Annotated in this window: 16 protein-coding genes; 5 read left to right on the top strand and 11 right to left on the bottom strand. The window is 63.4% G+C overall.

What is annotated here, in order from left to right; genetic code table 11:
- Nucleotides 1-5 precede the first annotated feature (5 nt).
- Genes kdpA through ACCC97_RS04515 form a run of 3 tightly spaced genes read right to left on the bottom strand, consistent with a single transcriptional unit; the run spans nucleotide 6 to nucleotide 2,036 of the window.
- Nucleotides 6-1,805, bottom strand: a complete 1,800-nt coding sequence (kdpA, locus tag ACCC97_RS04505; RefSeq protein ID WP_413331706.1) for a potassium-transporting ATPase subunit KdpA — start codon at nucleotides 1,803-1,805, stop codon at nucleotides 6-8.
- Between the two features lies 1 nt (nucleotide 1,806).
- Nucleotides 1,807-1,905 carry a K(+)-transporting ATPase subunit F gene (gene kdpF / locus ACCC97_RS04510; protein WP_019657711.1) on the bottom strand — a complete coding sequence of 33 codons (99 nt, stop codon included), beginning with the start codon at nucleotides 1,903-1,905 and terminating at the stop codon, nucleotides 1,807-1,809.
- A complete protein-coding gene (locus ACCC97_RS04515; protein ID WP_007838099.1) occupies nucleotides 1,902-2,036 on the bottom strand; it encodes a hypothetical protein in 135 nt (44 codons plus the stop codon). The genes kdpF and ACCC97_RS04515 overlap by 4 nt, the downstream gene beginning before the upstream one ends.
- A gap of 242 nt (nucleotides 2,037-2,278) precedes the next feature.
- On the opposite strand from ACCC97_RS04515, the gene ACCC97_RS04520 reads away from it, so the two are divergent.
- Together ACCC97_RS04520 and ACCC97_RS04525 are read left to right on the top strand one after the other, a co-directional pair.
- Entirely contained in the window at nucleotides 2,279-2,944 is a 666-nt protein-coding gene (locus tag ACCC97_RS04520; protein ID WP_007838100.1) for a helix-turn-helix transcriptional regulator, read from the top strand.
- Between the two features lie 31 nt (nucleotides 2,945-2,975).
- The gene (locus ACCC97_RS04525; protein WP_413315262.1) at nucleotides 2,976-3,557 is read left to right on the top strand and encodes a superoxide dismutase; all 582 of its coding nucleotides are present in this window, start codon (nucleotides 2,976-2,978) and stop codon (nucleotides 3,555-3,557) included.
- A gap of 24 nt (nucleotides 3,558-3,581) precedes the next feature.
- Here the strand turns inward: ACCC97_RS04525 and ACCC97_RS04530 are convergent, their stop codons facing one another.
- From ACCC97_RS04530 to ACCC97_RS04545, 4 genes are all read right to left on the bottom strand, one after another.
- A complete protein-coding gene (locus ACCC97_RS04530) occupies nucleotides 3,582-3,959 on the bottom strand; it encodes a VOC family protein (protein ID WP_007838749.1) in 378 nt (125 codons plus the stop codon).
- 146 nt (nucleotides 3,960-4,105) lie between these two features.
- Nucleotides 4,106-4,651 carry a hypothetical protein gene (locus tag ACCC97_RS04535; protein ID WP_413331707.1) on the bottom strand — a complete coding sequence of 182 codons (546 nt, stop codon included), beginning with the start codon at nucleotides 4,649-4,651 and terminating at the stop codon, nucleotides 4,106-4,108.
- Nucleotides 4,652-4,663: 12 nt separating this feature from the next.
- Nucleotides 4,664-6,523 carry a LysM peptidoglycan-binding domain-containing protein gene (locus ACCC97_RS04540; protein ID WP_413331708.1) on the bottom strand — a complete coding sequence of 620 codons (1,860 nt, stop codon included), beginning with the start codon at nucleotides 6,521-6,523 and terminating at the stop codon, nucleotides 4,664-4,666.
- A 15-nt stretch (nucleotides 6,524-6,538) separates the two neighbouring features.
- Nucleotides 6,539-9,301, bottom strand: a complete 2,763-nt coding sequence (locus tag ACCC97_RS04545; RefSeq protein WP_413331709.1) for a type VI secretion system Vgr family protein — start codon at nucleotides 9,299-9,301, stop codon at nucleotides 6,539-6,541.
- Nucleotides 9,302-9,624: 323 nt separating this feature from the next.
- Here ACCC97_RS04545 and ACCC97_RS04550 point away from each other — a divergent pair, with 323 nt between their 5' ends.
- Entirely contained in the window at nucleotides 9,625-10,602 is a 978-nt protein-coding gene (locus ACCC97_RS04550; RefSeq protein WP_413331710.1) for a Bug family tripartite tricarboxylate transporter substrate binding protein, read from the top strand.
- Nucleotides 10,603-10,735: 133 nt separating this feature from the next.
- On the opposite strand, the gene ACCC97_RS04555 is transcribed toward ACCC97_RS04550, so the two are convergent.
- Genes ACCC97_RS04555 through ACCC97_RS04570 form a run of 4 tightly spaced genes read right to left on the bottom strand, consistent with a single transcriptional unit; the run spans nucleotide 10,736 to nucleotide 13,082 of the window.
- The gene (locus tag ACCC97_RS04555; RefSeq protein WP_007830565.1) at nucleotides 10,736-10,993 is read right to left on the bottom strand and encodes a hypothetical protein; all 258 of its coding nucleotides are present in this window, start codon (nucleotides 10,991-10,993) and stop codon (nucleotides 10,736-10,738) included.
- Nucleotides 10,994-11,019: 26 nt separating this feature from the next.
- Nucleotides 11,020-11,784, bottom strand: coding sequence for an SDR family NAD(P)-dependent oxidoreductase (locus tag ACCC97_RS04560; protein ID WP_413331711.1), 765 nt, complete (start codon nucleotides 11,782-11,784; stop codon nucleotides 11,020-11,022).
- A 60-nt stretch (nucleotides 11,785-11,844) separates the two neighbouring features.
- Nucleotides 11,845-12,315: a hypothetical protein gene (locus ACCC97_RS04565; protein WP_007830563.1), complete on the bottom strand. Its 471-nt coding sequence runs from the start codon at nucleotides 12,313-12,315 to the stop codon at nucleotides 11,845-11,847.
- Nucleotides 12,312-13,082: a Crp/Fnr family transcriptional regulator gene (locus tag ACCC97_RS04570; RefSeq protein WP_007830562.1), complete on the bottom strand. Its 771-nt coding sequence runs from the start codon at nucleotides 13,080-13,082 to the stop codon at nucleotides 12,312-12,314. The genes ACCC97_RS04565 and ACCC97_RS04570 overlap by 4 nt, the downstream gene beginning before the upstream one ends.
- Before the next feature lie 42 nt (nucleotides 13,083-13,124).
- On the opposite strand from ACCC97_RS04570, the gene ACCC97_RS04575 reads away from it, so the two are divergent.
- Complete coding sequence (locus tag ACCC97_RS04575; protein WP_413331712.1) at nucleotides 13,125-15,122, top strand: AMP-binding protein; 1,998 nt, start codon at nucleotides 13,125-13,127, stop codon at nucleotides 15,120-15,122.
- On the top strand, nucleotides 15,119-15,952 hold the full coding sequence (locus ACCC97_RS04580; RefSeq protein WP_413331714.1) for an ABC transporter ATP-binding protein: 834 nt from the start codon (nucleotides 15,119-15,121) through the stop codon (nucleotides 15,950-15,952). The genes ACCC97_RS04575 and ACCC97_RS04580 overlap by 4 nt, the downstream gene beginning before the upstream one ends.
- The last annotated feature ends 202 nt before the right edge of the window (nucleotides 15,953-16,154 follow it).

The raw sequence follows: 16,154 nt of genomic DNA on the forward strand, positions 1-16,154 counted from the left end.
GCTCCTTATTTCCAGAGCACGAGGTGTTCGACGATCGGCCCGAGGGCCAATGCCGGCACGTAGTTGAGCAAGCCGACCAGCAGCACGGTGCCGATCAGCAAGGAGACGAACAGCGGGCCGTGCGTGGGCAGCGTGCCGCTGGTGACGGGCAGGCGCTTCTTGGCCGCGAGCGCGCCGGCCACGGCGAGCACCGGCACGATCATCGCGAAGCGGCCGAGCCACATGGCCAGCGCGAGCAGCCCGTTGTAGAACGGTGTGTTGGCCGACAGGCCCGCGAAGGCGCTGCCGTTGTTGTTGGCGGCCGAGGTCAGCGCGTACAGGATTTCGGAGAAACCATGCGCGCCGGGGTTCGCGATGCCGGCCTTGCCCGCGTCCGCGATCACCGCCACCGCCGTGCCGGCCAGCACCAGGATCGGCGTGACCAGGATGGCGATGGAGATCAGCTTCATCTCGCGCACCTCGATCTTCTTGCCGAGGTACTCGGGCGTGCGGCCGATCATCAGGCCGGCGATGAACACCGCGAGCATCGCGAAGACCAGCATGCCGTACAGGCCCGAGCCCACGCCGCCGAACACCACCTCGCCGAGCTGCATCAGTACCAGCGGCACCATGCCGCCCATCGGGGTGAGCGAGTCGTGCATGCCGTTGACCGCACCGCAGGAAGCGGCCGTGGTGATGGCGGCGAAGAGCGAGGAGGCATCGATGCCGAAGCGCACCTCCTTGCCTTCCATGTTGCCGCCGGCCTGCAGCGCGCCGTGCATCTGGTCGACGCCCAGCGAAGTCAGCAGCGGGTTGCCGGCCTGCTCGGCGGGCGTGATGACCATCACGGCAACGACGAACATCACCGTCATCGCCGCGAGCACGGCCCAGCCCTGGCGCATGTCGCCCACCACGTGGCCGAAGGTGAAGCACAGCGCCGCCGGAATCAGGAAGATGGCGAGCATCTGCAGCAGGTTCACCAGCGCCGTCGGGTTCTCGTACGGGTGCGCCGAGTTGGCGTTGAAGAAGCCGCCACCGTTGGTGCCGAGCATCTTGATCGCCTCCTGCGAAGCGACAGGGCCCATGGCGAGCGTCTGCGTCTTGGTGGTGGCGTCTTCCATCACCGGCTGGCCCTTTTCATCCTTCAGCGGCTGGCCGTCGGCGCCGTTCTTCGGCTGCTGGAAGGCGGTGGTTTCGAGCGTGCTCACCTCCTTGTAGCCGTCGAAGTTCTGGATCACGCCCTGGCCGACGAAGACCACGGCGAGCACGAAGGAGATCGGCACCAGCACCCACAGCGTGACGCGCGTGATGTCGGCCCAGAAGTTGCCCACCAGCCCCTTGCCGTCGCCGCGGCGCGCGAAGCCGCGCACCAGCGCGAAGGCCACGGCGATGCCGGTGGCGGCGGAGAAGAAGTTCTGCACCGAGAGCCCGAGCATCTGCGTGAGATAGCTCATGGTCGACTCGCCGCCGTAGCCCTGCCAGTTGGTGTTGGAGACGAAGCTCACCGCGGTGTTGAAGGCCGAGTCGGGCGACACGGCCGCCATTCCCGCAGGGTTGAGCGGCAGCCAGGCCTGCAGGCGCTGCAGCGCATAGACGAAGATCGCGCCAATGGCATTGAAGGCCAGCAGCGCGAAGGCATAGCGCAGCCAGTGCATCGGCTGCTCGGGCTTGGTGCCCGCGAGCTTGTAGAGCGGCGCCTCGATGCGCTGCATCCAGCGCGGCACGCGCTCGTTGCACAGTGCGGCAAGGAACTTGCCGACCGGCCACGCGAGCAGTCCCAGCAGGACCAGGAAAAGGGCCAGCAGGCCCCAGGCGGAAGAAGTCATTTCAGAATTCCTCCGCGCAGATCAGCGCGAACACCAGGTACGCGAAAAGAACCACGGCGATCAACGCGCCGAAGCCATAAAGAACTTCGAGGCTGATCACGATGCGGCTCCATCGGCGGCGCCCGGCGCCTTGTTCGATGGTTTCGGCGCATCGAGCCTGTTCAGCCCGATCACCATGGCCGCCACCACGGCCCACAGCGCCAGCAAGGCGCCCATCCAGACGATGTCCATTCATCAACTCCTGCAGCGAAATTCAAGACCTTCAGTCTCGGCAGCGGTGCGTAAAAACGGGGAACAGAGTCCGTGGGGCCGCATAAAGAAAACGTAAAAACGCGCCCCGTCCCCGATAGCCCCGCGGCCTGCCGAGGTCATTGCGCCGCCGTCCTCGACAGCGTTCGCGGCCTTGTTCAATAATCAAAGCGTTTGCTTGATAAATGGCAGATCGATCCTGCGCATCCCCCACGAAGCCGTCCATGCCCGCCCCCATCGACGCCAAGCCCGCCTGGTTGCCGCACCAGCCGGCCGACCGCATCCTGTCCACGCTCAAGACGCGCGGGGCGCTCGGCATTCCCGACATCGCCAAGGTGCTGAAGGTCACGGTGGAAGCGGTGCGCCAGCAGATGGTCAAGCTGGAGGCCGACGGCCTGGTCGATGCGCAAAGCCGCCCCGGCGGGCGCGGGCGGCCGACGCAGATCTGGCGGCTCACCGGCGAAGGCCACAAGCGCTTTCCCGACACGCATGCCGAGATGACGGTGCAGATGATCAGTGCCGTGATCCGCGTGTTCGGAAACACCGGCATGGACCAGCTCATCGCCGCGCGCGAAGACACCATGCGCGCCAACTACGCCGAGGCCCTGCGCGGCGCGCGCAGCCTCCAGACGCGGCTGGAGCGGCTGGCCGACATTCGCAGCCGCGAAGGCTACATGGCCGAGTTCCGGCCCGAGGGCGACGGCTTCCTCTTCATCGAGAACCACTGCCCCATCTGCACCGCGGCACAGGCCTGCACAGGCTTTTGCCGCAGCGAACTGCAGCTTTTCGACGCGGTGCTGGGGCCCGACGTGAGCGTCAGCCGCGTCGAGCACGTGCTCGCGGGCGCGCGGCGCTGCGCCTACCAGGTCAGCCCCAGGCAGGGCACCTGATTTTTTTCATCACTACCAAAGGAAACCCACCATGGAACACATGCTCCCTCCCTTGCCGTACGCCCTCGACGCACTGGCGCCCGAGTATTCGAAGGAAACCCTCGAATACCACTACGGCAAGCACCACAACGCCTACGTGGTGAACCTCAACAACCTGCAGAAGGGCACCGAGTTCGAATCGATGACGCTCGAGGAGATCGTCAAGAAGTCCAGCGGCGGTATCTACAACAACGCCGCACAGATCTGGAACCACACCTTCTTCTGGAACTGCATGAAGCCCCAGGGCGGCGGCGCTCCGACCGGTGCCCTGGCCAAGGCCATCGACGCCAAGTGGGGCAGCTACGACGCGTTCAAGGAAGCCTTCGTGAAGTCGGCCGTGGGCAATTTCGGCTCGGGCTGGACGTGGCTGGTGAAGAAGGCCGACGGCTCGCTGGACATCGTGAACATGGGCGCCGCGGGCACGCCGCTGACCACCGGCGACACCCCGGTGCTGACGGTGGACGTGTGGGAGCACGCCTACTACATCGACTACCGCAACCTGCGCCCGAAGTTCGTCGAGACCTTCCTGGCCAAGCTGGCGAACTGGGACTTCGCGGCGAAGAACTTCGGCTGACCGGGTTCGGCCGCGGCATCCTCATCAGCCGTTGATCAGGTTGAGGATGTTGCCGTCCGGGTCCTTGAACCAGGCGACCTTCATGTGGTCCATGACATGGATGTCGCCTTCGAGCTTCATGCCGGGCATGTCGTAGTGCTCGAAGCGCACGCCCTTGGCCTTGAGCGCCGCCACGAGCCGCTCGATATCGCCATCGACCGACCAGGTCACGGCCGTGGCCTGGTTGGTGCCGGCGAATGAGGAGCGGTAGACGTTGATCCGCGTAGTGCCGCTGCGATAGACGATCACCTCCTCGCCTTGCGCATCGACCTGTGTCAGGCCCAGCGTGTCTTCGTAGAAGCGGCGCGCCACGGCCAGGTCTTTCACCGCGAGGTTGGCCACGGCGTTGATGTTTCCGAGCATGGGAGTCTCCTGTGAAGCCCATTGCGCGGTGGACGCGCGGCGGGCGAGCCAAAAATACTCAACCATTCGGTGAAGTATTTGCCTCGCGGCAGCCGGTGTCAATACCGCGCTAGTTGCTCGCACGACCCGTGGAGCGATCGAAAGCTCTACGGCGCGCGGGTTGTGGGAGGCAAAAGCACGCAAAACGCTTCTTCGACATCTTGAGCCTTAACCAAGGAATTGTTCGAAGTCAACGAGTAGCTTTTGATCTTCTTCCTACCTCTTATGAAATTCATCATGCGAGCCCCACCTTTGCTGGAGTAAACCACGACGCCATCCAATCCTTCATCCGCCCCAATTTCGGGATCTTTGAACGATTTTAGCAAGTGATTCAAACGCTGAAGCGATGGCCTGTCTTTTTCAATAAAAACCTTTCGAATCAGATCATCAGTAATTCCATCAGGGCGCTTCCTCATATACAAGGTTGACCCCCACTGCTCCCAGCGCACGCCGCAACTCGAATCAACTCGACCTGAATGTATGAAATCATGAATTACCTCATCAACATTCAACCCCTTGCCCCCTCTCTCCAGGTTCACCCAAACCACAAGTCGATCATTCCTATATCCCGCAAATGAGTTCAAAGAAAAACCAAACAAAAAGGCCACCCAAGATGCAAAAACCAAATTTTTGAAGAACAAAAAATTCGTCATACTCAGCTCCCGTTACAAAATATCTCTGTTTGATTGACTTGCGCTTTTTTCTCGTTTTTCGAGAGGTATTCCCAGCATCAGATTCAATGGCACAGAATCCGCCTCCTCCAACCCGGGATCGTTTAGATCTTCTTTAGCTTGCTCATAATAAGAAATGGGAACAAAGTATTTCAAATAATCCGAGCTTCCCGATTTTTTGATTTCCATTTTTCCATTTTTCCCCTTTACTTTCGCAGCAGCCCTCACCTCCTTCGAAAAAGGGGAAAATCTTATTTGATTGCGTTGATTTCCTCCAAGAAGAATTAGATCTTCACTGCCATACTTTGCATAGACGAAGCCGACATGATGTCCGTGACCGGATTTTGACGTGACCATCGCGATAGCGCCGTATATTGGCTTATCCAATTCCACAAACAAAGGGTTTCGGATCATTTGTCCTACTTTTTCAGATTTTTCCTTAGGCCCGTCTACTTCGTAAAAGCCGTGTGCACGCGCTTTCGCGGTCCTGTGATTGGGAAAATTGACGTTGTCGATCGGATATTTTGCCTGCGACAGACACCAATTGACAAAAGCAGCACACCACGCGTTGCTGTTCCCGTTCAGAGATTTCAAGCCATCGTTGATTTCGACGTGATAATTTATTTTGTCTTGCAGAGTAGATTCGGTTTCACCAGCTCTAAGCTTCGCCTCCACAATCGCAATAGGCATCCACGGCGCTCGCCCAGGCCACGGATTGATCAGTGCCAAGACCTTTCCCGTTCCCTCCTTGGATCGTTCCGAATCCGAGGGTTGCGTGCTTGACGGAATAGGCGCTGCTGGCGGAGCAGCACGAGGTCGGGCTTTCGGAATTAGTGGCGTGCTTGCTGATGCAGTTTTTGGTGCGGTGGAAATTGAAGCCGACTGTGCTGCGCCAGGCTCCTTGCCCCTCCCACCAATCAGCAGCACTTCGCCAGGATAGATCCGGTCGCTGCTCAGCTCGTTGGCATCCTTGATTGCGGCAACGCTGGTGCGATACAGCTTCGCGATCTTTCCCAGGCTGTCTCCGGGCTGCACCACGTAGCTCATCGGTTTCTTCTGGCCGGGCGTCGAACTGTTGATCTTCTCCGAGCCCGCAACACCTTTCCATTTTCTGAACTTCGCCAGAAGATTGAAGTCCTGACCGGTGTCGCCTTGAATCGTCCCGACCTTCACGGGCTCCTTGGTCTTCGGGTCTGTGACCTTGACGTGCACAGCGGCCTTGTCCGAAGGATGGATCACCAACGGGAAGCGGCCTGTGGCATCGGATTTGACCTTTTCCTCCCTGCTTCCTCTTTGCAGGATGATTTCCGTGTCGGGCAAGGGCTGGCTGCCATTGGTGGCGTTGATCGTGCTCACGACCACCCATGTTTCCTTGCGGGTTTCAGGCTTGGCGTGGTAGCCCTCGATTTCCGAGATGCTGTCCACTATCTTTTCGAGCTCGGCGTCGGTGCATTCGCTGAGCTTCCGGTCGGCCGGAATGCCGCTCGTGCGGAGCAGGTCGTTTGCGTATTTTTCCGTGTTGTTTTCCCCCTTGGGGGCATAGACAGGAATGGCTTCGGGGATGGTTCGATCGCCGTGCAAGCGTTTCAGGTTTGCCTTCAGCTCTGTCCGCCCGGAATCCTCATCGGGAAAGATCAGGAAGGTTCTGCCGGATTTGGTCGTGGCAAACCCGACATAGCCTTTGGCCTTCCTGGGGGCGGGCGCGCCACCTACCATTCGAGCCGTCAAGTCGCCGGGGTTGTTGATTCGCCATGGCAGTGTTCCACCGGAGCGCAGCAAATGGCGGCCATCCTCACAGATGAACTCTGCGACTTCGATGTTGGGGTGATAGGTAGCGGATATCAGCTTTGACATGTCATATCCAAGAACTCAGGCCAGTCCATTCAGATGGGCTTCCACCGCCGATTCAGAAAGAAAATGGTTGAGGCCAGAACCGACGCCTGATTGGGCGTACTTTGAGTTTTCGATGGTGTCCAAGCCGTCGTCCACGCCATCGCTCTCGACGGCCTCCTGGCTTTCTATTTCGGCGGTATTGGGATCGCTCTGCCGCGTGCGAATCGTGGGAACTGGGTTCCAGTCCCACGTCTCTTCACCCACGATCAGCGTCGCCTCGTCGGGCGTCTCGAAGGTGATTCTTGGAAGTCGTCCGTCGTCCGGAATGATCCCTTCGGCCGTGATGGCTTGCCGCTCGTCAAGGATTTTGTAAGGCAGCCCTGCCATTTCCACATGCTTGAAGACTTCGTCGCTGCCAAGAGGGGCGAAGCGAACGCTGTATTTGTCGTCGTGACCGACGCCTTGCATCCGCAGAAGTTTTTCCATACTCATAGGCCCCGCAAAGCTGTGGCCCCCCGCATGCTCGCGCCAAAGCCCGCGGGTGCCATGCACGATCCCCGAGGCGTTCCACCTGGTAAAGCTGCTGCCCCCGTTGATCAGGATCTCTTCCTTGGCGGTGATGCTGATCTTTTCGGCCTCCAGCTTGATGTCGAGCTTCGCCAGGAGGTTGATGCTGTTTTGCAGGGCGACGATGTCGATGCCGGCGGTCGCCGCAGTCAGGCGGATGGACTTGTAGGCGAACAGGCGCACGGCTTCCTTCACGCTGGCCAGGAAGCTCTTGCCCGCGCTGATGCTGGTGTGGCCGCCGCTGCTCAATGCGTTGTGGGTGATGCTGGCGATGTGCGTGGCGCCTGCCGCCGTGCTCTGGATGCCCGCCGCACTGGCGATCACCAGATGGGGTTCGTCGAGCTCCGGAAACCGGCCATCCTGCCTGTCGCCACCCCTGCCCTTGATGGCGTCGTTCTGTTCCTTCAGCGCTTGGGTGACGGCGTCCTGATCGCCCGCCCCGTGCGCCTTGGCCTGTTGGGCGGTCTGGCTCTGGCGTTCATGCAGATCGCGCGCGGCCGTCAGGCGCGCGACCGTTTCGCCCAGATCGGTGATGTGGCCCTGCGCATGGGGCCGTGTCTCGGTGGTGAGCAGCAGGCCCCTGGCTGCGCGCACCGCGGCGTGGCCATCGGTGCGCAGTTCGGCGCCCTGGCCTCGGTCGTCTTTGCGGCCTGCCGTGTCGTCGATGCGGCCGATGTGGCCCAGGCTCAGGCTGCTGCTGAGGTGATCGCTCTTGAGCTGGGCCTGGATTTTTCCGGGATGGTCGTCCAGCGCCAGATGATTGCCGCGCGTCCCGCCAGAACTGCCTTCTGGGCTCAGTTCGCGGCTGCGAATGCCCGAGAGGTTCTTCTGATCGGGCAGGTGCCACGCGGGCATGTTCTCGGCATTGAACACACGCCCTGTGATGATGGGGTAGTCCGGATCGCCGCTCAGGAAATCGACGATGACTTCCTGGCCGATGCGCGGCAAGGCCGCGGTGCCGAAGGTCGCGCCGGCCCAAGACATGGCCACGCGCACCCAGCAACTGGAGTTCTCGTTACGCTGACCCAGACGATCCCAGTAGAACTGGATTTTGACGCGGCCGTACCGATCGGCCCATATTTCTTCGTTCTCCGGGCCGACCACGATGGCCGTCTGCGGGCCACGTGTGCGCGGCCTGGGCGTGGTGCGCGGCGGTCGCCATGCGTAAGTCACGGGCTGCGCCTTGAAGGCGAAACGCTGAACGGAGCCTTCGGAGGCGTCGGCACCTTCGCTGGCTTGAAGATTTTCCTGCAGCTCGTACTCGACGCCGGTCAGAAGGTATTTCTGATTCTGGTCTTCCCTCGGGTGGCTGGCGAGCTGGAAGGTGTGGCCCGGCGCCAGATCGCGCCTGTTGGAATGCCCGCTCGCAGCACTGCGCTCGCTCAACTGTTCTTCAGTACGGATGCGCGCGTAGGCTTCGCCGTCGTTGTGCTGCTTGTAGCCACCAGGCCATTCGTACAGTTCGAAGGAGTCATGGGCATGGCCTGGGGGCATTTGACGTTGGTTGGAAAGGTCCGCCCTGGGCTTGAGGGGGTCGTAGTCGTTGGTGAAATGAAACCCCGGGCGGATTTCTTCGCCGGACTGCCATTCATAGATGCGCTCGCTCGGACTTGAGCCACCTCCGGTCATGCCCGCTTTCTCCAGCGGGTGGAAGCGCACGGTATCGCCTCCGGGCAACGGATCGTGGGAGATGGCGATGTCGTCCGCGAACATCAGCACGTGCCGCTCTGCTTCGTGCCTGAAGTAGTAGTAGATGCCTTCCAATTCGCACAGGCGCGAGATGTACGAAAAATCGCTTTCGTGATACTGCACGCAGTAGTCCCACGACCGGTATTCGCGGCTGAGCCTCTTCTCGATGGGGTAGCCGTAGCTGTCGAGCACTTCGGTGAGGATGTCGGGGACGGTTTTGCCCTGGAAGACCCGGAAGTCGCTCCGACGTGTTGCCAGCCACAGCCATGGGCGCAGCTTCATCTCGTAGAAGGACTGGCGCGCGTCTTCTTCAATCAGGCCGAAGCAGGTGACGATGCCGCCGAGATAACGCAGGTCGCCGCGCTCGGTTTCCATCGCCACGGTGGCCGTCTTGCCGAGCAGGGCTTTCGGGTCGATGGCGTTGCTGTGGCCCAGCAAGTCGACGTCGAATTCGAAGAGCTGGTGCAGCGCTTCGCGCCCGGCCAGGCGATGGAACTGCAACGCGTCGCCCAAGGGCGAGCGGAGGGTGACGCGCCTTTTCACGGGCGCGGGCGAGCACGCGCACTCGCACGATCGAAGATGAACATGAGACTCCCTGATTGGCCGCCCTCAGGGTCTGGGGGGCCGTTTTGTTGGATTATGTAACCCGCTCTGGCCACCCCGAAAGCAACCCAAAGTAGCCATCGCGTGCGCACGTGCGCAATTCGTGAAGCAATGCACGTTGCGGAGCCGCCGCAGCCCGAGAAGAGGCCCTTCGCGAACCACGAAAACCCTGCGGCTCCGCTTCCGGCACACTGCACCCCGGTGCAGTGCCCGACGAGGCCTCAAGTCTGCAACCCGATTCGCCCCCATACAGAGACAACCCCATGATCCGCAAACTCATCCGCTCGCTGGCCCTCGCGCTGGCACTTCCCCTGGCCTTTGCCACGGCTGCACAGGCGCAGTCCTACCCCGCCAAGCCCATCCGCATGATCGTGCCCTTCCCGCCCGGAGGCGGCACCGACATCCTGGCGCGCCTCGTGGCCCAGAAGCTCACCGAGGCGAACCACTGGACCGTGGTGCCTGACAACCGCGCAGGTGCCGGCGGCACCATCGGCATTGCCGAGGCCGCGCGCGCCGCGCCCACGGGCTACGACATCGTGATGGGCCAGAAGGACAACATGGTCGTCGCGCCCTGGCTCTACAAGAACCTGAGCTACAACCCGGTGAAGGACCTGACCGCCGTAGCCCACGTGGCCTACACGCCGGTGGTGATCGTCACGCAGGCCAACTCGAAGTTCAAGACGCTGAACGACGTGGTCACGGCTGCGCGCGCCGCGCCCGACACGGTCACCTACGGCTCGCCAGGCAACGGCACCACCATCCACCTGGCCGGCGAGATCTTCAACGGCGCCGCCAAGATCAAGATGCGCCACGTGCCCTACAAGGGCTCCAACGCGGCCATGATGGACGTGCTCGCGGGCAACGTCGACCTGATGGTGTCGTCGGTGCCCTCGGCCATGGCCCAGATCAAGGCCGGCAAGCTGCGCCCGCTGGCGGTCACCTCCGCCAAGCGCAGCACCTCGCTGCCCGACACGCCCACCGTGGCCGAGCTGGGCTACAAGGACTTCGACGTGAGCACCTGGTACGGCGTCTTCGTGCCGGCCGGCACGCCCAAGGACGTCGTCGCCACACTGAATGCGGCGATCAACAAACTGCTGGCCACGCCCGAAATGAAGGCGGCCATCATTGCCCAGGGCGCGGAGCCGCAAAGCATGACGCCGGAGCAGTTCGGCGCGCTGCTGAAGACCGACTACGAGAAGTGGAAGGGCATCGTGCAAGCCTCGGGCGCGACGATCGAGTAGCCCTTCTTGCCCCTTCCCCCTTTGGGGGAAGGTTGGGATGGGGGCTGACGGCGCCGAACATGCCATGAGCGATGGATGCGCCGCTTGCCCCCCCCCCTGCCCTCCCCCGGAAGGGAAGGGAGAAATACCGGGCTCAGTCCGGCGTGAACTTCCTGTTGAAGATTTCCACGTCCGCCGCGTCCTCGAACGTCGCCACCTGCCCCATCTTCCCGTCGCTCATCCTGCAGGCCGAGAACAGGCTGTAGCGGCCCTTGAAGTAGAACTCATCCATCACGATCAGCGCGTACGGATACGGCACGAAGACCTGATGCTCGAAGACGATGCGATGCACGTTCCTCGGCGACGGGAAGAGCTTGTAGTCGTTGGTGTCGATCGACTTGGCGGTGGCCATGGTGTGCTCGCTCGCTTCTTCTGCGTTCAGGCCGGATCGCGCACGTCGGCCACGGGGTTGTTGCCGAAGTCTTCGCGCGCCAGGTAGTTGAGCACCTTGGCCGCTGCGGTGGCGGGGCTGTCGAGCCGGCCGTCCTCCTTCATGCTCACGAAGCGCGTGCGGTCCGGAAACTTCTCGGCCGATGCGCCGCGCAGCTGCACCTGCATGTCGGTGTCGACGATGCCAGGCGCCAGCGAGACGATGCGCGCACCGTTCGGCGCATTCGCTTCTTCCAGCGCCACGGCGCGCGAGAAATGGTCCATGCCGGCCTTGGACGCGCAGTAAGGCGCCTGGCTGCCCATGGCGTTGCGGCCCAGGCCCGACGAGATGTTCAGCACCTTGCGTGCACCACGCCATTCGCGCGTCGCGCCCAGGAACGCGGCCGTCAGCAGCATCGGCGCTTCGAGGCCGATGCGCAGGGCCAGCGACAGCTCGGCCTCGACGGCGCTGGACAGCGGCGCGGGGTTGCCGACGGTGCCGGCGTTGTTGATGAGCGTGACGCTGTCGAAGCGTTGCGCGTCAATGGTCTTGAGCCAAGCCGACACGCGGGCCGATGCGGCCACGGGGTCGGACAGGTCCTGCTCCCATTGCACGAGTTCGGCCCCGGCGGCCTTGGCTACCTCAGCAAGCGCCGGATCCTGCTTGCGCGAGATGCCCAGCACCGTGTGGCCGGCCTGCAGCAGCTGTTCGGCCATGGCACGGCCCAGGCCACGCGAGGCGCCGGTGATAAGGGTGAGGTGGGAAGCGGTCATCGGGAAGCTCTTTCTTGAACGAAGGCGGGGAGGTTAAGCGGTATCGAGAGGCCCTGGTGCTCAACCGGTACGGAACTGCTTGCGCAGGAAGTTGCGGTGGCGGGCGATGTGCTGCAGCTGCGCAGGCGCGATGGTGCCGTCGAGGTCGACCTCGTCTGCGCCGTTGAGTACCGCATTGGCATTGGCCATGGCACGCGCGACGACTTCTTCCTCGCTCACGCCGAGCTGCGCCGCAAGGTCGAGCGCCACGCGTCGCATCGCGCGCTGCGAGAGCATCCACATCGCGCCGAAGCGGTCCCACGCGAGCGCGGCCTCTTCGGACTTCTCGCGGTCGGCAAGAATTTCGCTGAGCGGCTTGGCCAGTATTTCGTTGAGCGCATCGAGCTTCTCGTTCAACGCGTCGTTGCGTTCGATGGCCTCCTGCAGCGTCGGGCCGGCGTCCTCGGCCTTCGTCTTCGGCGCCTCTGACGGCGAGATGAAGGCGGCTTCCGCGTTCGCGGGCACCACCTGGAGCTGGTCTTTGAGGGTCATGTGTTTTCCGTTTCCGCCGAGGCGTTCTTCTTGTTCGACATCGCGGTCGCGCGCAGGCCCGGCAGGTCGAGCACGCGCAGCCCACCGTACTCCACGCGGATCAGGCCCTGTGCCGAGAGGCCGTTCAGCGCCTCGTTCACGCGCTGGCGCGAGAGGCCGACCAGGTAGGCCAGCTCCTGCTGCGTGATACGCAGCACCTCGCCCACGCCCGGGTACAGCACCGGATTGAACAGCGACACCAGGTTGCGTGCCACGCGCGCGTCGGGGTTGTTGAGCCGGTCGATCTCCAGCGCCGCGATGAACTGGCCCAGCCGCTCGTTGAGCTGGTTCATCACGAAGCGGTTGAAGCCGATGGAGTGGTCGAGCAGCCAGTGGAAGCTTTCGATCGGCAGCCCCGCCACCAGGCTGCGCCGCAACGCCTGGATGTTGTAGCGGTAGGGCTCGCGCTTCATCACCGTGCCTTCGCCGAACCAGCCGCCTGGCGGCACGCCGGTGTAGGTGACCGAGCCGCCGTCGGCGTTGTCGTTGCTCATCTTGAGCAACCCCTCGACCACGCCGAACCAGTAGGTCGGCGAGCGGCCGACGCGGCACACCAGGTCGCCGGGCTCGGCCTCGCCCACCACCAGCGCGGCTTCGGCGCGGCGGCGCTCGGCGGGCGTGAGCGTGGGCAGCCAGGGGATGCCTTCGAGTTCCGCGGCATTGGCGGGACGCACGCGATCCTTGATCGAACCGCCGAGCACGTTGTGGTTGAGATTGCCGTGAGGCATCGGGAAACTCCGGGGAGTAGTGTCCCTAGGATTGTCGTTGGAATGACAACCGGGCGTCAAAGTGAGACCTACGATCCGCCCACTGTGCAAACAACCGCCCCCACCTTCCCCCGTCTGCTGCTCGCGCATGCCGAGGCCCAACCCGAGGCGCCCGCCGTGCGCGAGAAGGACCTCGGCATCTGGCAAACCTGGACCTGGAACGCCGTGGCGCAGGAAGTGCGCGAAATGGCCTGCGGCCTCGCGAGCCTCGGCTTCAAGGCCTTCGACAACCTCGCCATCGTCGGCGCCAACCGGCCACACCTCTACATGGCGGTGATCGCCGCGCAAAGCCTGCGCGGCGTGCCGGTGCCGCTGTACCAGGACGCGGTGGCGAGTGAAATGGTCTTCATGCTGCAGGACGCGGCCGTGGAGTTCGTGGTCGTCGAAGACCAGGAGCAGGTCGACAAGCTGCTCGAGTGCCGCGAGTTGCAAAAAGACCAGCAGCACGGCATCCGCCACATCATCTACGACGACCCCAAGGGCCTGCGCCACTACGACCAGCCGGGGCTGATGAGCTACGAGCAGCTGCGCGCGCTGGGTCGCGAATTCGACAAGGCCAACCTGGGCTACTACGACCGCGCCGTGGCCGGCGGCGAAGCCACCGACGTGGGCGTGATCCTCTACACCTCGGGCACCACCGGGCGCCCCAAGGGCGTGTGCCAGACGCATGCGAGTTTCATCGCAGCGGGTCGCGGCGGCGTGGAGACCGACAGGCTCGGCCCCGGCGACAACATCATGAGCTACCTGCCGATGGCGTGGGTGGGCGACCACCTGTTCTCGGTGGCACAGTGGCTGGTGGGCGGCTTCACGCTCAACTGCCCCGAGTCGGCCGAGACAGTGATGAACGACATGCGCGAGATCGGCCCGAGCTACTACTTCGGCCCGCCGCGCACCTTCGAAGGCTTGCTCACTGCAGTGTCGATCCGCATGGAAGACGCGGCGGCGCCCAAGCGCTGGCTGTACGCGAAGTTCATGGCCCTGGCACAGCGCGTGGGCGCGGACATCCTCAACGGCGCGCCCGTGGGCACCGGCGACCGGTTCATGTACAGCCTGGGCAACCTGCTGATCTATGGGCCGCTGCGCAACGTGCTGGGCATGAGCCGCATCCGCGTGGCCTATACGGCCGGTGCCGCCATCGGGCCCGACCTGTTCCGCTTCTACCGCTCCATCGGCGTGAACCTCAAGCAGTTCTACGGCCAGACCGAGACCTGCGCCTACGTGTGCCTGCAGCAGGACGGCAAGGTCAAGCTGCAGACCGTGGGCACGGCCGCGCCGGGCATCGAGCTGAAGATCGCCGAGGACGGCGAGGTGCTGGTGCGCGGCGTGTCGGTGCTCAAGGAGTACTACAAGCGCCCCGATGCCACCGCCGAGGTGCTGGACGCGAACGGCTACTTCCACACCGGCGACGCGGGCGTGCTCGACAGCGAGGGCCACCTGCGCATCATCGACCGCGCCAAGGACGTGGGCCGGCTCGTGGGCGGCGCGATCTTCGCACCCAACTACATCGAGAACAAGCTCAAGTTCTTCCCGCAGATCAAGGAAGCCGTGTGCTTCGGCAACGGCCGCGACGAAGTGTGCGCCGCCATCAACATCGACTACGAGGCCGTCGGCAACTGGGCCGAGCGCCGCGGGCTGGCGTACGGCGGCTACGTCGACCTGGCCGGCAAGCCCGAGGTTCTGGCGCTGGTGGCCGACTGCATCGCCAAGGTGAATGCCGACCTTGCAAGCGAGGACGCCATGGGCGAGACGCAGATCGCGCGCTTCCTGGTGCTGCACAAGGAGCTCGATCCCGACGACGACGAGCTGACCCGCACGCGCAAGGTGCGCCGCGGCTTCATCGCCGAGAAATACGCGGTGCTGGTCAGTGCGCTCTACGGCGGCAAGACCGAGCAGTTCATCGAGACGCAGGTCAAGTTCGAGGACGGGCGCACGGGCTCGGTGAGTGCCACGCTGAAGATCGTCGACGCGAAGCGCTTTCCACTGGTCAAGGCGGCCGCATGAACGCGCACAACCACACCGAGGCCTCCATGCTTGCAACAACGACCCGAGGCGGCCGCAAGGACGGCGAGGTCATCCTCGACGTGCAGAACATCTCGCTGAGCTTCGGCGGCGTGAAGGCGCTGACGGACATCAGCTTCAACGTGCGCGAGCACGAGGTGCGGGCCATCATCGGGCCGAACGGCGCGGGCAAGAGCTCGATGCTGAACTGCATCAACGGCGTGTACTGGCCGCAGCAGGGCTCCATCACCTTCCGGGGCCAGACCTTCAAGCACATGAACTCGCGCCAGGTGGCCGAGATGGGCGTGGCGCGCACCTTCCAGAACCTGGCCCTCTTCAAGGGCATGAGCGTGCTCGACAACATCATGACGGGCCGCAACCTCAAGATGAAGAGCGGCCTGCTCGCGCAGGCACTGCGCTGGGGACCGGCCGAGCGCGAAGAGCTCGCGCACCGCGAGTTCGTCGAGCACATCATCGACTTCCTGGAAATCCAGGCGCACCGCAAGACGCCGGTGGGCCGCCTGCCCTACGGCCTGCAGAAGCGCGTCGACCTCGGCCGCGCGCTCGCGATGGAGCCGCAGGTGCTGCTGCTGGACGAGCCGATGGCGGGCATGAACGTGGAGGAGAAGCAGGACATGAGCCGCTTCATCCTCGACGTGAACGACGAGTTCGGCGCGACCGTCGTGCTGATCGAGCACGACATGGGCGTGGTGATGGACATCTCCGACCGCGTGGTGGTGCTGGACTACGGCAAGAAGATCGGCGACGGCACGCCGGATGAGGTGCGGAACAACGAGGACGTCATTCGGGCGTATCTCGGCGTGGAGCACTGAAGCCATGCGAAACCTCGCCCTGAAGTATTGCTCCTTCCCCCTCTGGGGGAAGGCTGGGATGGGGGCACAGCGGCCTTCGAAAAAAAGCAGCGCCTCATCGGACGCCGCCTGGGGGGCGCCCCCCCCCCCCCCCGCCCGCGGGGGGGGGGGGAGACAAAAAAAGGAAAGAAGAGCGGGTGGGTGGGGGGGAGCAGGGGGGGGG

Source organism: Variovorax sp. Varisp85 (assembly GCF_047304045.1).
Taxonomy (GTDB): domain Bacteria; phylum Pseudomonadota; class Gammaproteobacteria; order Burkholderiales; family Burkholderiaceae_C; genus Variovorax.